Below are 16,182 nucleotides of genomic sequence, written 5' to 3'. Positions count from 1 at the left end.
CGGTTGCATTCTTATTTGGAGTATCAAAGTCCAAACCAATTTGAAAAACAGGTAGAAACTTTAATGGAGGTTGCTTAACTGGGTTGTAAACTTTTGCTTGACTACGTCAGAGTGTTCTACTAAATGGCTTAGTAAATTACTCATTTTATGATTTTGTTGTTTTAAACCATAACATGTTGGATTAATATTTCTAATATTTTCTAATTTTTTGGTTAATTCTTTCTTCAATGGAAAATTATTTACGTACAACTTTTCAAGCTCAAAGAGAATCTCATTAACTAAAAATTGATTCTTTAATAACCTTGCTTCCAATAACCGTCGTTCAAGTCTATCCATCATTTCCTTAAGTTCATCAGTTTTAGCACTGCACGTAATTCTTAAATAACCGCAATCTTCTACTAATCCAAAGTAACTAAGTGGAGCAAGCATAATTGAATCTTTAAATAATAAGGAATAAACTAGCTCCTCTCCTGTTTGTATCATTCCCGTTTTGTTTAACACGGCTTCAACTTCTTTTGGGATCTCCATACCCATCAAATCACTAAAATCACCTAATACATAAAATGTCGCTTTCACTTGATAATGAGTACATGGCATTTGCGCACCCATATCTATTAATCGCTTCATTACATACTCAACTTTGCCTTGATAGTAAAATGCCATGGAACGCCTATCTTCAGAGCTAAAATTTATCATTGTTTCGGCATAAGCAATTTGTGCAGAACGAGGTGAATGAATATAAGACATAATTTGCTGCCTGACTAACTCATTAATAATACAATCGTCAAACGCCAAGATAAGAGCCATTCTCTCCCCAGCGGCAGACAATGCCTTAGTAGCAGAACGCAAAATTATGGTTCTATTTTTTAAATCCGGTGCACTATTTAAAAATGAAGGAATATTAACGAAATTCATTTCGGCATAGGCTTCATCAAAAATAATATATAATTCAGAGTACTTCCTTAAAGTCGTTGCAATTTTTTCAATTTCCTCTTCTTTGATAATCGTTCCTAGCGGATTAGAAGGATTACAAATTAAAACAGCTCTAGGATGGATTCCATCTCGATCTGCCAAGATAAGTGCATTTTGTATGCTTTTTTCTAATGCTCTTGCTGTAAGCTGATACCCTGGTTCAGACATCACATCAATTGGATGAAGAATATGATAAGGATTATTGGTATACGCAGAATAATGTGGAAATGGGGTAATTACCCTATACTTTGTATGCTTTGCATAGAAGCTATTTAGAACTTCAAAAATTATTCTTAATCCCCCAATCCCGCCAACAGTGAATAGTACATTTTTTGCTAGAACTTCAGTGCCATACCAGGTAGACATCGCTTTCCCCATGATATCTTTTGCCTGGTTATCACCATAAGGATCACCATAACCAATAGCCGATTCCTCATCACCGAAGTGAGGATTATCATGCCATTGTTCAGCAAGATCTCCTAAACGATCCCAATATTTTTTATATGCTTTTACTGTGTGACGATTAACAGGATAAGTGGGTTTACCAATACCTGCAAATATAACTTTATTGCTTAACTCGCTCTTAGTCATTTGCTGTTTATCGAGATAATTTGCCCACATTAAAAGCAGCATTATCTTTTCTATCTGGTTACCTGATTGTCCGTAAGGAGTAATCATTTTTTTCCTGTTCAATCAAAATTAGTGATGAAGTTTAACAAAAACAGAGAAAAAGCTCAAATGTTCCACCATATGATCTAAAATAAATCATACATATTAATCAAGTAACATAAAACATTCTTATGTGCAAATGAGCAGTTATACTGTGAAAAAATGAATTGACAGTCTATGATTAACTTAAGAAAAAGGGTGAATCGATGACAAAATATAAAAGTCTTCCTGTTATTAAACAATCAAGTAAATACTATAAAAACCACAATGTGGATCAGGATGAATTAATTTTTCAATTAAAAAGCATGATTAATACTTTACCAGGTGATGTTTATTGGAAAGATATTCATGGCGTTTGGTCTGGATTAAATCAACATTGCGCTGAAAGCCTCAAGAGAATGGGGTTTATAAGTAAAGCAAATGAATCGTATGTGGTGGGTAAAACAGACTATGATCTCTTTACTAAAGAAACTGCAGACGAGTATCGAAAAAATGACCTGGAGGTCATGAGTAATCGAATTGAAATCACTAGAGAGGAAGCCACACAACTTTCAAACGGAGAAATTGTTACGCTACTTTCCAAAAAAAGACCCTTTTTAGATAAGAACAATAACCTTATTGGCATTATTGGAAATTCAATCGACATTTCCGACAGAAAGAAAATAGAATCTGAACTTAAAGCAGCCCAGGAAAAATCTGAAGCAGCAAGCCAAGCTAAAACCGAATTTCTCGAAAACATGCGCCACGACATACGTACCCCACTGACTGGAATTGTTGGGTTTTCTGAAATTTTAAAATCAGAATCGAATGAACCTCGAATTAAAGAATATGCGGATAATTTAGTAGCATCAAGTCATGCATTACTTGATTTTATGGATGAAGTGCTAGAAGCAGTACGAGTCAGCTCTGGTGAAATTCCAAGACTTAAAAGAAAATTTAACCTGGCAAAAACGCTAGAACAGGTTGTTGCTTTATATTCGGCTAAAGCACAAGAAAAAAAATTAAACTTATCATTATCCGTGGATGATAAACTACCTCGATATGTCATAGGAGATAAAATTAGAGTACATCGTATCGCTCTGGAACTGATTGGCAATGCACTTAATTTTACTGATAGTGGCCATGTTACGATTAAGGCTGAGCTTGCAAAAAAAGAACATCGCCACTTAGTCATAAGAATAATCGTCAGTGATTCAGGTATGGGCATCCCAAAAGACAAACAGCAAGAAATTTACCTCCAATTCAAACGCTTGACCCCCTCTTATCAGGGTATTTATAAAGGTGCGGGACTTGGCCTATACGTTATAAAACAATTTATTGATGAATTAGAAGGTGAAATTTACGTGGACAGCGAGCCCCTCAAAGGAACAGTGTTCACCTGCTTAATTCCTCTCCAAGAACCTCTTCTGGATGATGACTCAGGCCTTGAAGAGCCTGAAGAAATAAGAATTGATAATCCATATATGACCCCAAAAACGCACCAACACTCATTCATGCCATCCCCTTCCCTACCTCATGATAAAGCAACAACAGTTGTTTTAATTGTTGAGGATAATTACATTGCACAGACGGTTGCTAAAACATTATTAACTCAATTATCGTGTGCTGTTGATGTGGCATCAAATGGTATTGATGCTTTGAAACTTTGTCAAAAAAAACACTATAATCTGATTTTTATGGACATTGGTTTAGGGGAAGGCATGGATGGTTATGAGGTCACTTATCATATTCGAAATGGTTCTAATGAAACAAAAAATACTCCTATTATTGCCCTCACAGCACACGGTGGTGATGAGAATAAACAACGATGTATTGAAGCAGGGATGAATGCCGTACTAACCAAACCACTGACTCAGACACATGCCATTGATATTCTTAAATCATTCATTCCAGCGCACTATGAAGCACCCGCAGATGAAAAAATTAAAGTAAAAAGAGACTTACCTGACAATGATGATGAAATGTTTCAACTAAATCAGTTTGCGCTTTTAAATACTGAAGAAGCAGTGAAAAATTGCGGTAGCCAAGAGATGTTAAAGGAATTATTAACTTTAATGACCCAGGAGCTTCCTGAGGATTTGGAACGCATGAAAAAATCTTTTGTTGCCCACGATTATACCTTGGTTGATAAAATTGCTCATAAAATCAAAGGTGGAGCAGTTTATGTCGGAACAATTCGTATGAAATACGCTTGCCAATATGTAGAGCGTTACTGGAAATCAGGACAACGGGAATTATTTGAGGCGCTTTATCATCAAGCGGTCAGTACTATTGAGGAAACGATGACCTATGTTGAAGGGTGGCTTCGAAAAAATACGCTCTGAATATCATTGAAGTCTAATATGCCTGAACACTTTTATAGGTTAAAATATAACCAATATAAGAAAGAAAATTATCAACAACAATCAAGTGAATTATGAAAATAATATTAGATAAAAATGACCCTATTTTAAGGCAAATTGCTAACCCCATTCCAGAATCAGAATTTGGAAGTATATGGCTAAAAGAATTAATTCAGGATATGTTTATAATAATGAAAGAAAAATGCGCCGTAGGTGTAGCTGCTCCTCAAATAGGTATCAGTAAAAGAGTCATTGTATTTGGTTCGGCATATACAAAACGCCAAAATCTAGAATACTCAATACCAAATACAGCACTTATTAATCCATCATTAAATGTCTTATCAGACGAAATTCAAATAGGTTATGAAGGCTGTTTAAATTTCGAGGAAATCATGGGTAAAGTACCAAGAGCAATGGAAATTGAATATTCTGGTTATGATGTCGATGGAAATTTTATTTCCAAAAAAACATATGGATTAGAGGCAAGAATCTTACAGCATGAAATTGATCATCTCAATGGTTATTTGTTTTTAGATCATATTCAGGATAAAAGAACATTAACAACGAAATCGGAATTACAAAATAAGGTTTAGATATGATGAAACATCAAACCTGAATCATTTTAGCTGGCATGATGGGCAATTTTGTTGAGTTGATCTAGCGATTTGTGGCTTGTTGTCTTTGTTTTTAGCAAAATATCTCATTGCAGATTATTCAAACGCCCATCCAAAGCTTAAAAATTAAGCAATCGAATTTATTTGCTGCTGTATAACACTGAAAGCCACGGCTAATTATCCAAAGACCTGCAGCATCAGGTGGTGAGTTAAGAAGCTAGTCCACATATAATCGAATCTTTTCTAACCGCCAAGTTAATGATATGAAAGTTGTTTAAGTGTTGGTACACTTCGAAGCAAAGTATCATGTTATAAACAGTGAAAACTTAAGAGGCTAGTGTAAATTAGACATTCAAGGCTATTACGCAAACTTAAGGGAGCAAGCCTTTTTTTAGCAAAAAGCAAGGCTTGCTCCCTTACTTATTATAAATTTAAATCACGTCCTTTAATTTTTACTTCTTCAATTTCCACCTTAAATCGATTGGGAGATGAAAAGAATGTGACATACTGTGTATTATTAAAAAATAATCTCAAAAGACTATTAATTGCATCATCAATAAACTTTTTCCATCCAGATTGTTGCTCCAACACAGGCTCTGCTATATTAATAGCATTATTTAATCGTTGTTTAAAAACCTCTGTATCAATTTTGTTTTCTAATCGATCGAGCAGAGCATCTTCAATTGAATGAATCATTAATTTAGCGGCGCCTTGTCTTGTACTGTCTCGCTCTTGAGCTAATTTATTTCTTAGTGGTGCAAGAAGTGAAAGACTCGATCTATCAATACCTTCGTCTAAATTAGTAATTCGGTGAAAAAAAGATGTTCTAAAATCATTTAAATCTATTTCATTTTTTAATTGAGATAAGGGCCATTTATAATTTAAAATATCTCGCTCAATGGAATTAAAATCATCTTCTGACACCTCGGCGTCGGTCACTAAGACAATACCTGTACCCTTATTCCCTCTCGCTCTAGTGGAAGTACTTTTACCATAGGAAACACATCCACTACGAGAAGTGTATCCCTTTGTATCTCTAATACCGCTTGTGTGAAGGGTTAATTCTCTTGGAGAAATAGAATTTTTTGAGGAATCATTTAATACTTGCTCGGAACTTACGTCTTTCTTTATTTTTACTATGCAAAAAATTTTCATGAGTAATCATTTCTTATGATTTTAAGATGAAGTATTATAACATAATGATTGTAAATTAAGCAAATTGCTTTTTAATATCAACCGGTCAACTCCTCAACTTTTTTGTTTGTCCTAAACGCGTTAACTGTTGTCTCTACTCGGTTCCGTTGCAAAAACGAAAATTTGTACAAAAATCAATCTTCTAGATAGATCTCAACTGTATATGCCAAAATTGTTCATTAATAAATGAGATCTCCGTACGATTACCATACATAAAGAACTAAAGGCAAGAGAATAATTGAAATTGGATTTCAATTTTATTTTCCTCTAACTATAGTTATACAACAAGTATTGACCTATAATTACGGAGCAGGAGGACAATATATGAACACTAAAAATACTACAATAAAATTTGACTCAATTTAATGAAGAAATTTTATCTCCTCAGGAATTTTTAAAATTAAAGCCCGGGGAAAAAGTTAATATTTCCTATACTGAAATAGTCCCTCCACGTCTTGGTCAGAATGACTTTGGCAGGATTAAAATCCACTATAAAAGGCCAGTTTATAAATAATGACAGAAGATAATAATAAGAAGCAATTGTCTCCAGGTTCGATAGATAAGTTTTTTGCGGTTCAAGAAAAAGAATTACGAATTAGAGAGCGCGAACTTGAACTAACGGAACAATCTATTGCTAATTCGCGTGAATATTCTTTAAAGCATTAGATGCTAACGTCAATGATAGAGCTGACGCAAGAAGTCATGATGCTAAAAAAGATAGGAATAGAATATCTCTGATACGTGTTGTTATTATTGGGTTTTTGGCAATGTTTGTTGTCGCAATATTGAAAGATAAAGACCAAATAGTAACAGAAGTCATCAAATATCTTGCAATTTTCGGTAGTGGTTTATTTGGCGGCTATTCTTGGGGTACAAAAGCCAAGAAATCCACTCATCCAGATGGCGAATAATTAAATCTTAAATTCCTAGGCTCCGTTACAAAAGCGAAAAGTAGTTTATAATTTAGTCTACTTTCCTCGTATAGAAGACTATCTCGATGCGTTCCACACAACTTATTGTCTTTAAATGGTATCATTTTCAAGGCGAATTAATCCTGCAATGTTGTACGTTGGCATTGTAAATACGGCATTAACTATAGAGATTTGGAAGAAATGAGTATTATTAACCGCCTCTTCAGCACCATCAAATGATGATGCAATAAGAAATGGTGATAAGCAGAAAAACCGACCTCAACAGGTCAATCATTCTGGGAACGATTATTATCACTATGTCTTTTGATTAGAATTGCTTTTTTAGTAACTGCTTTTCATTCCTCCACTTTATGTCCTAATAAAACCCTGCAGAAATTTCATCCAAGCATTTAATACTTTCTTAATTTAAATGTCTTAAAATTATATATAAAGCAGAATCATGCTGATTTAACTCTAGAAGAGGATAAAATATGAGCATAGATATTAGTCAAAATCGCATTATTCGACATTTAAATATTTATCTAAGAGAGCAAAATTTACCTTTTCAGATGAATGAAGGTGGTATTTGTAATGGTTTGGCTACACTTCATGCCGCCTATGCCTTGAAAGGAGAGCCAGGTAAATTTGAAAAAATCCTTAAATTTATTGCCGATGGAATCAAAGAGGAAGGAATTGAAAATGAAGACATTGATGTTTTTGCTATTCAAGTAGCAGCAACTTTTGAACCAGAACAATATAATTTGCAATTAAGTCAGTCTAATGCTGTTGAAATGCTATCGGTCAATGGATATTCACTCAAGTCTTCTTATAATTTGGCACTGGTTACTGATAATGAGAGTTGGGAGTCTGTATTTAAAGAGTTAGCATTAAAAAACAATGAAGTGTTACAAGTTTCTAACATGAATCATGCAATTTCTATTCAAAAAATCAATAATGTGTATACCGTTTATGATCCCAATTATTCGGAAGGTTATAAAAATTTTACCAGTGAAAAAGATCTAATAAAGGAATTGCATAAGAATGTTTTCGGTTACAAAACGAATCAAGATATGGGACTTTACCTAAATGTTATACGTCACCCACAAGATAATGCGATCAGAACTTTTCCTGAAATTACCTCAATTTATGATAAATTTTTATTAAAGGAGAACGCTAAAGCCACTTTAAGCTATGCAGCACTTAATAATGATGGTCGTATCATTGATTATTTATTAAATAAAGGAGCAGACGATATAGAGAATGCTGTTGCGCTAGCAGTAGTTAATAATAATTATCACGCCTTACCTCCCCTTTTATCCAGACTTGAAAATGATAATGAGCGCTATTCTTCCATTTTACTGGCACTTCAGTGTGGCAGAAAAGAAGCATTTGATGTTTTGATGCAAAATCAGGACATAAAAACTCTTTATAATGATATCTTAGGTTATAAGCGTAATAATGTATGGCATATCAAAGATATTACAAAGGCAGCAAAAGGTGGAAACCCGCAATTATTGAAAAACTGTATCGAACAACGTATTAATTATGTAACCAATCTGAGAATTTCTGCTGAAATTAAAACAATGCCCGAGAACATACAAGAAGAGGCATGTGCTCTGCTCAAAAAGGATGTAACTGAACAAATTTCTGTAGCAATTTTAGCACTCAAAGACACACCAGAAGATCCTCTCTTAAATGCAGTCCAAAGTGGAAGTGATGAAACGGTTAAAGTTCTTATAGAGCAATTGCACAAAACGGGACATCAATTAGATGATGCGGACAAGATTAAATATCTGCAGGCAGCTATTTCTCATAATCATTTATATGTGGCGTCTTGTCTTATCAATGAAGAGCCGAAAATTTCATCTAAATTATTAAATTGTCTTCATATGGATACCTGGGCAGTTGAGAGAACTAATATTACGTTACTCAATTTATTAAAAGAAAAAGGCATGGAATTTTCCTCTGCAGCACAAAAAGTTATTGATTACAAGAATCAAAAATCTTTAACTTTTATTGACTCGTTGGGTATAGCTGTGGCGAAATTTACCGACTTTATTAAAGATAATCTTTTTAATCGTAAGGCACAAGGCGTTACATATGAACCTCGGCTGTTTAAACAAATGAAACAAAGTTCGCAAGAGTCCAAACCTCAAATAACTGATGATGATCTTAACACTCCCAAAGTTTAGGATTTGCTTCTAACGCACTCTTAAAAACGGTCGAGATCTTGCTCTGAGTAAAATTTAACCTCTAACGTGAGACACCACAAAATTAGACATTATCGCAGTGAATTGGCGCGCAGCCTTATTCGCAGCCACTACCCCGCCATAAGGGGTATCAGTAGAACAAAGAACGCTCTGGTTAATGATTTTTGAAGCGATGACTTTATTATCTGGTATCCTTGTCAACACCACTTTAACTGAAAACTCAAGAATACTAGGCCTTTTCAGGAAATTTTGTTCTAAAGACAAAACTTGCGTATCCAAACGGTAGTCTGCTCCTTGGCTATAAATGCTAGACATCACCGCATGAAAATAACCTGTACTTTGTAAGCTTTTCACCATTAAAGGATAAAGCATGTCCGCAGGCGGATTAGTCCAGGAGTTTTTGGCAAAAGGCTCAATTTCAAAAGGCTTATTAATATAAAGCATTTGATTGGTTTGATACCCTGCAACTGCTTCAGGCGCTGTAACCCATAAGGCAATTGGTCGAGGATTCCTTACAAAACGCTTATCGCTGTATTGTGCCAATTGATATTGATTCGTTATCGGGATTTTAACAGGTGAACAAGCAATCAGCATTGAAGTGCCTAAGATTATAAAAAAAACGTTTAAACTTTTCATCTTTTATTCTCCTGGCCCCGGTTTCGGCGCAGTACTTCCACGAATTACAACTGATGGATTTTGCCGAATCTCATTACTCACCTGCTCAAGATTTGCTGATATTGCATTTAAGCGACGTAATAATGTAGATGCTGGTGCAAGTGTTTCTAATGAGAGTTTGTCTAAAGTATTTCTACCTGCAGTCATTGTATTAGAGACACTACTACCAGCCTTACTTAAACTGTCTGCCATCATTTTGAATTTCGCTACTCCAGTTTCCAATTCATGGATGAATCGTGGGAAATCATGGCTACTTTTCGCCAAGTTAGCTAAAAATACATCGGCATTTTTAATACTACTGTCTATATTTTTACTGTCATGAGCCATAGTTCCAGTCAGTTTCTCGGTATTTTCAAGAATTCGTCTTAGGTGCCGAGCATTTTGTTTATTAAAGATATGTTGTGCTTGGGCACTAACTTTGCCAATACTTTCAGAAACTTCCTTTAAAAGACTATCTAATTGATTAAATAATGAAGGCCTTGCAGGAATAACAGGATAAGGCTCCCCAGGCATTTTCTGTAAAGGCGTTAAATCTGAAGAACCTGCAGATAAGCCGATGTAGGTTACGCCGGTAATTCCTTGAGAAATAAGCGTCGCAGCAGTACTGGTAGTAATGGGTGTTCCTGCCTCGATATCTAATATAATTTCAACTTGACGTGGATCGTTTTTATTGAGTTTAATCTCATGAACATAACCTATCTGTACGCCATTGAATTTAACTGGCGCATCTTTGCTTAAACCAGAAGCGGCTTCATGCAGATAAACTGTATACAGATGATATGTTTTACGATGCAAACCAACTGACAGCCACAGCATGGCTGACAAAAGCCCTACTAATAATATAAGCACGACTACACCAACGATGGTGTAATTGGTTTTTGCTTCCAAAAACTAATCTCCTAAACTTTAATGTTATACCTTACTAAAATAATCAGCAATCAATGGTTCTTTATTTTTCATCAACTGTTTAATGGGTTCAACACTTAAAATTTTCCCATCACCCACAAATGCTACACGATCTGTTGTACGTTTTAACGATTCAATATCATGACTTACCATGACAATAGTAAGATCTAATGAGTTCCTTAAAAAAATTACTAAATCATCAAAAAGCCGTGCACTACGTGGATCCAAGCCAGTTGTTGGTTCATCAAGAAATAATAATTCAGGATCCATGGCAATTGCACGAGCCGCCGCAGCTCGTCGTTGCATTCCCCCACTTAATTCAGAGGGCAACTTACCCGCAGCTTCTTTAGGCAAGCCTACCAAGTCAATTTTTAATAAGGCCAATTCATGCATGAATTCAGGATCAAGATTCGTGAACTCTCGCATTGGAAACATCACATTTTCCAAAACATTCATGGATGCAAACAAAGCACTATGCTGGAACAACATACCCCAGCGACGTCGCAACATAAATGCCTGATGTGCATCCAATTGGCTAATATCTTGACCAAATATGTTAATCTCACCTGCAGTAGGTTTCAATAACATTAATAAACTGCGCAATATGGTGGTCTTACCACTACCGGAACCACCAATAATTGCCAAGATTTCGCCTTTCTCCACGGTCAAATTAATGTCTGAATGCACCCATTGACCGCCGAGAAAATTCTTCATTTCTTTAATTTCAATAACGGGTTCGCTCATCTATAACTTCATCCAGCTATAAATCACGGAATAAATTGCATCAGCAATAATAATTAAAAACAAAGATTGCACTACACTTTTAGTGGTCTGACTCCCAATGTTATTCTCAGTACCCGCTTCAACCCTAAACCCTTGGAAACACCCCACCAAAGCAATCAATAAGGCAAATGCAGGTGCTTTATAAAGACCTAAATTAAACTGCGAAATACCTACAGAATCTCTTAATCGCTGTAAAAAATCAAGAAAACCGATACCTAACATATTATTGGCCATGATCATTGCCCCTAAAATGCCAAACATGTCAGCCCAAAAAATTAACAACGGAAAGGCGATGAGTAATCCCAAAACCTTGGGCAAAACCAAGAGTTCTGTAGGTGATAATCCCATAGTTAACAAAGCATCAACTTCTTCATTAATTTTCATGCTGCCTAATTGAGCTGTAAATGCAGAACTAGTCCTTCCCGCAACAATAATTGCAGTAATTAAAGGAGCAAATTCACGAAAAACAGCCATACCAGAAAGATAAGCAATAAAAGTATTTGCACCATAAGTAGTGAGCTGTAAGCCCATTTGATAGGCTAACACCACACCAATCAAAAATGAAAGCAAAGCAAGAATTGGTAAGGCTTTTATTCCTGTTGCATCAATATTGGCCATAATACTTGGCCATTGAAAACGACGCCAGTTGCCAAAGGCATCAAAAATTTTAGTAGCTAAATCACCAATTAAAATGATTAAGCCATCAACCTGCAGCAATTTACGCTCAGATTCTTTTCCCAATTCATAAAAAAAATTTTCTTTCTTTGGTATAGGGATTTGATAATCAATACTCTCTTCTTTTCCTTTAATTAAATCAAGCAATTGCTGTTGTTTTTCATTAAAATCGATTAATTCTATTTGATTTTCCCGGTGTTTTAACACCTCGACACATTTAAGTAAGGTCAAAGCACCCGCACTGTCTAAATGACTTATACTTGCGCCACTAATCGTCACCTTCTTTGCTTTAGGTAAAGCGGTTGCAGTAAATTTTTGCAATAAATCCCCAATACTTGCCACCGACCAAATCCCAGTACAAGCAAATTGAGCATGTTCTTTATCAAAGGTAATCTGCGGACTAGTGTGAACCATAGTTATATTTTTTTAAAAAAGTACCTCAAGAATAATACGAATAAGGCTTAAGCGCAAAAGCTAAATGTGCACACCAAAGAGTAAACTCATTTAAAAATTATTTATCTTTTAACGATTTAGAAAAATAGAATATTTAATACGCTAAATTTTTAACAGAAATATCCACTAATAGTACAAAAAAAATAAAAATAAGGTATAATATTGAGCAATTTGATGGGTTTTAGAATCCATCACCAGTATGCAAAGTAAACTTAGAGGTATTTTTTCATGCACTCATCTATAGAAAAATATTCGATTGTAGGCAATCCCGGTTATAAAGATATGATAACCAGTGAAACATCTTATAATAAATCACTCACATTAATGGAGCTTCTCTTAAATAATTACCCAATAGATTCTTGTAAAATCTTACAACAATTTAAACTGCTTATTAATTCATTGAAAAAAACCTCTGATGCTTTGCTTAAAAACGTGGAAGAAGCAGTTAAAATGGACACAACTAATGGTCAGAAGCTCAGAATCGAACGAAAACAACTTATGGTTAATTTTTTCAGTGACTATAAGGCTTACGTAGAGCTATACCATAAATTTCTTAAAGAAGTACAAGAAAATTCTACACAATTTGCAAAGATAGCTGCATATGTTCGTGGCAATTTACCTCAAGATACAGACTCAGAACTTAATAAAACCGTATTATCTATACATCAACATCGATAGCCCTTTGGGGTTAGAGTCACATTTAATCCAGCCAATTCAGCGTGGACCACGCTATTTATTGCTACTTAACGACGCATTAAAAAATGAAAACACTGTTGATGCAACCACTAAAGAAGAATTTACTCAGATTAAGCAGTTAGTCATTGAATTCTTGGATTCAGTAAATGCTGCCAGCCCTGCACCCGCAGAAAAACCTACAAAGAGCTATGAATTTGGTGACGTTACCTTGGCTCTTATTGAATATGTACGCGCTTTATTCCCTGAACAAACCGCAAAAATAGAAATAACTCGAAAAGAGGCGCCAGCCTCTTCTTCATCAGAACAACCCAAGATTGCACCTCAGAAAAGCGGATATCAATTTGGAGATCTCAGCAGATGGGCTGTAAAAAGAATGTTCCCCCCTCAGCCATCTAAACCGTCAAAAGAAAATGAATTAGATCCCTCCTCAGAATCAAATGATTTTTTCTTATTATAAATAGTTCATGCAGAGCCTTTTCATTTCCAAGGTTCTGCAAAAATTTTAGTACATCACCTCAGCTTTTTATGATAAAATTATCTTCATTTTTCGCAAAACAAAAGCCAGGTATGCAAGACAACGACATTCACTTTGTTCAACGCAAACGCTGCTTTATTCAACTTGCGTCATTGCTGTCCAGATAAAGGAGAAGGCATGCCTCTAGCATCTAATAGTCATGAATTATTCAGTGGTTTTTCCAAACTCTCACGCGAAGAACGTTTTAAGCGCTTGCTTGCTTTAGGTGCTATTACCCAAGAAGATATTAGTTTTCTCAAACATGGCGGCATTAAAGATTTAAATCTTGCGGACAAACTCATTGAAAATGTGATTGGCTATTTTCAACTGCCTTTAGGCGTTGCTACCAACTTTAATATTAATGGCCAAGATTATGTCATTCCGATGGCAGTGGAGGAAACTTCCATTATTGCTGCACTATCTAAATCCGCTAAATGGATTAGGCAATCTGGTGAAATTAAAGCTTGGGTTGAAGGCGATTGCATCTTAGGACAAATCCAAATTGCTAAAGTAAAAGATTTCCCAAAATTAGAACGAATCTTTACTGAGCACCAAAGCCATCTCATCGAAAGAGCAAACACTGAAGTTGCTGCGAATATGGTAAAACGCGGTGGTGGAGTCACTGATTTAGAGTTACGTCACCTAAGCAGAGAAGATGGCCAAGACATGGCAGTGATCCATTTAAGTATGAATAGCTGTGATGCCATGGGTGCCAATGTTATCAATCAAGTATTGGAATATTTAAAATCCCCTATTGAAGAGTTAACAGGGGAAGAAGTCACCATGTGTATTTTGTCTAATTTGAACGATCAAAAGCTAACTACCGCTCAAGTGACCATTAACGATATCAATCCAATTCTTGGACAAAAACTTCAAGAAGCCTCTTTATTTGCAGAGATGGATCCTTACCGTGCAGCTACCCATAATAAAGGAGTCATGAATGGGATTGATCCTGTGCTTATTGCTACCGGTAACGATTGGCGCGCCGTTGAAGCCGGAGTGCACGCTTATGCTTCACGCGAGGGACGCTACCAAGCAATTACTCGTTGGCGCTATCAAGATGAAATCCTTACTGGGCAACTGACCGCCCCCATTATTGTGGGCACAATTGGTGGTGTCACTTCATTACATCCTACCGCAAAAATGTGTTTACGCATGCTTAATATCACCTCAGCAAATGAACTATCGCAAGTAATTGCTGCTGTAGGTTTGGTACAAAATTTAGGCGCAATTAAAGCCTTATGTACGGAAGGTATTATACAAGGCCATATGAAATTACATATTGATAATCTATTATTAGCTGCTGGCGCTGATGAAACGGAAATGCCTGAATTAAAAGAACGCTTGCAAAATTGGTTGCATCTGCACAAACGAATCAGTCTAAATAATGCACATGATTTGTTAGCTGAAATCAGACAAGAACCTATTGCAGTATGACCTGGCTAATTCCTGCAAAAACCTTCCTACTTGGTGAATATACAGCAATTGCTGAAGCTTCTGCCATTATTTTAACCACCACTCCCTACTTTGAGCTAACCCTTACCGAAAATAGCGAGTTAACAGGAATTCATCCCCAATCCCCTGCAGGCTTTTGGTGGCAACAACAAGGTATTAAAGAACATGGGCTTTCCTGGCACGACCCCTACGCTGGTCAAGGAGGTTTAGGTGCCTCCAGTGCACAATTTCTTGGCAGTTATTTAGCCGGTTGTTGGCTGCATGAAAAAAAAGCCTGTCTAGATAATATGCTGGAAATCTATTATCAATGCTCCTGGGCCGGCAAAGGACTAAGACCCAGTGGCTATGATGTCATCGCCCAATCACAATCTGGCTGCGTTTATATCAATAAACAACGTAAGATAATACGTTCTTATACCTGGCCCTTTCATGATTTATCTTTTTTCTTGATACATACCGGTGTAAAACTTGCCACCCATCATCATTTACAAGAAACAACGCTACCTAAAACCATCAATCATTTATCCACTTTGGTTGACGATGCACAACAAGCCTTTGAGTCGCAAGATTCACAACGCTTAGTGAACAATATCAATAGTTATCATGAACACTTAACCCAATTAAATTTAATTGCAGAACACAGCCACAAGTTGATTCAGCAATTTAAAAAATATCCAGAAGTATGCGCCATTAAAGGCTGTGGTGCTCTAGGATCAGATATTTTGCTACTCGCTTGCTCAACAGTAGATGCTGCTGCTTTAAATCAGAAACTTCGAAAAACCAAGCACCCTATTTTGGCAACAGAAAAATCATTAAGCAAAGCCCCTGCTCTTTTACCTAAGTAACAAACATATAAGTAAGAAATCTTAATCAATAAATTATTTCAACATGGAGTCAGTATGAATATTGAAAAACTAAATCTTATAGACAAATAAATAAATTAAATAACACCAGGATTGATTAATGATAAAGACATAAAATTGCGTACTTCAATTACGCAATTTTCATTTCAAATATTCAAAATCTTATATATCAAGCAAACGGATTTTTAGCATTACAGGCCTTAAGCTCCGGAACTTGCGCTGTGATGCAAAAACCAGGTTCAACAGTTAC

The 16,182-nt window shown here is 35.7% G+C and carries 15 protein-coding genes and 1 pseudogene; 10 read left to right on the top strand and 6 right to left on the bottom strand.

Annotated features, from left to right (window positions below):
* Positions 1-60 precede the first annotated feature (60 nt).
* Positions 61-1,650, bottom strand: coding sequence for a pyridoxal phosphate-dependent aminotransferase (locus QM652_RS08290; RefSeq protein WP_415074698.1), 1,590 nt, complete (start codon positions 1,648-1,650; stop codon positions 61-63).
* Positions 1,651-1,847: 197 nt separating this feature from the next.
* On the opposite strand from QM652_RS08290, the gene QM652_RS08285 reads away from it, so the two are divergent.
* The gene (locus tag QM652_RS08285; protein WP_415074696.1) at positions 1,848-3,965 is read left to right on the top strand and encodes a response regulator; all 2,118 of its coding nucleotides are present in this window, start codon (positions 1,848-1,850) and stop codon (positions 3,963-3,965) included.
* Between the two features lie 92 nt (positions 3,966-4,057).
* Positions 4,058-4,576 carry a peptide deformylase gene (gene def, locus QM652_RS08280; protein WP_415074694.1) on the top strand — a complete coding sequence of 173 codons (519 nt, stop codon included), beginning with the start codon at positions 4,058-4,060 and terminating at the stop codon, positions 4,574-4,576.
* 444 nt (positions 4,577-5,020) lie between these two features.
* Here def and QM652_RS08275 read toward each other — a convergent pair whose 3' ends face one another.
* Positions 5,021-5,752 (bottom strand): hypothetical protein, encoded by a 732-nt coding sequence (locus QM652_RS08275; RefSeq protein ID WP_415074692.1) that lies wholly within the window; start codon positions 5,750-5,752, stop codon positions 5,021-5,023.
* A gap of 552 nt (positions 5,753-6,304) precedes the next feature.
* Between QM652_RS08275 and QM652_RS08270 the strand changes: the two genes are divergently transcribed.
* The 4 genes and pseudogenes from QM652_RS08270 to QM652_RS08255 all read left to right on the top strand — a co-directional run bounded on the left by QM652_RS08270 (position 6,305) and on the right by QM652_RS08255 (position 8,894).
* Entirely contained in the window at positions 6,305-6,457 is a 153-nt protein-coding gene (locus QM652_RS08270; RefSeq protein WP_415074691.1) for a hypothetical protein, read from the top strand.
* 101 nt (positions 6,458-6,558) lie between these two features.
* On the top strand, positions 6,559-6,702 hold the full coding sequence (locus tag QM652_RS08265) for a hypothetical protein (protein WP_415074689.1): 144 nt from the start codon (positions 6,559-6,561) through the stop codon (positions 6,700-6,702).
* Between the two features lie 86 nt (positions 6,703-6,788).
* Positions 6,789-6,906: pseudogene (locus QM652_RS08260) on the top strand (IS6 family transposase); the annotation flags it as partial.
* 365 nt (positions 6,907-7,271) lie between these two features.
* A complete protein-coding gene (locus tag QM652_RS08255; protein ID WP_415074687.1) occupies positions 7,272-8,894 on the top strand; it encodes a hypothetical protein in 1,623 nt (540 codons plus the stop codon).
* Positions 8,895-8,948: 54 nt separating this feature from the next.
* Here the strand turns inward: QM652_RS08255 and QM652_RS08250 are convergent, their stop codons facing one another.
* Genes QM652_RS08250 through QM652_RS08235 form a run of 4 tightly spaced genes read right to left on the bottom strand, consistent with a single transcriptional unit; the run spans position 8,949 to position 12,365 of the window.
* Positions 8,949-9,548, bottom strand: a complete 600-nt coding sequence (locus tag QM652_RS08250) for an ABC-type transport auxiliary lipoprotein family protein (protein ID WP_415074685.1) — start codon at positions 9,546-9,548, stop codon at positions 8,949-8,951.
* 3 nt (positions 9,549-9,551) lie between these two features.
* Entirely contained in the window at positions 9,552-10,475 is a 924-nt protein-coding gene (locus tag QM652_RS08245) for an MlaD family protein (protein WP_415074683.1), read from the bottom strand.
* 24 nt (positions 10,476-10,499) lie between these two features.
* A complete protein-coding gene (locus QM652_RS08240) occupies positions 10,500-11,237 on the bottom strand; it encodes an ABC transporter ATP-binding protein (RefSeq protein ID WP_415074681.1) in 738 nt (245 codons plus the stop codon).
* The gene (locus QM652_RS08235) at positions 11,238-12,365 is read right to left on the bottom strand and encodes an MlaE family ABC transporter permease (protein ID WP_415074679.1); all 1,128 of its coding nucleotides are present in this window, start codon (positions 12,363-12,365) and stop codon (positions 11,238-11,240) included.
* A gap of 267 nt (positions 12,366-12,632) precedes the next feature.
* Between QM652_RS08235 and QM652_RS08230 the strand changes: the two genes are divergently transcribed.
* The 4 genes from QM652_RS08230 (at position 12,633) to QM652_RS08215 (ending at position 15,914) form a co-directional block, all read left to right on the top strand.
* Entirely contained in the window at positions 12,633-13,082 is a 450-nt protein-coding gene (locus tag QM652_RS08230; protein ID WP_415074677.1) for a hypothetical protein, read from the top strand.
* Positions 13,083-13,086: 4 nt separating this feature from the next.
* Positions 13,087-13,557: a hypothetical protein gene (locus tag QM652_RS08225; RefSeq protein WP_415074675.1), complete on the top strand. Its 471-nt coding sequence runs from the start codon at positions 13,087-13,089 to the stop codon at positions 13,555-13,557.
* 195 nt (positions 13,558-13,752) lie between these two features.
* Positions 13,753-15,051, top strand: coding sequence for a hydroxymethylglutaryl-CoA reductase, degradative (locus QM652_RS08220; protein WP_415074673.1), 1,299 nt, complete (start codon positions 13,753-13,755; stop codon positions 15,049-15,051).
* Positions 15,048-15,914, top strand: coding sequence for a mevalonate kinase (locus QM652_RS08215; protein ID WP_415074671.1), 867 nt, complete (start codon positions 15,048-15,050; stop codon positions 15,912-15,914). Before QM652_RS08220 ends, QM652_RS08215 begins: the two co-directional genes overlap by 4 nt.
* Positions 15,915-16,182: the final 268 nt, after the last annotated feature.

The organism is Legionella sp. (assembly GCF_047605385.1).
Taxonomy (GTDB): domain Bacteria; phylum Pseudomonadota; class Gammaproteobacteria; order Legionellales; family Legionellaceae; genus Legionella.
This window is presented reverse-complemented; position numbering and strand designations above follow the sequence as displayed.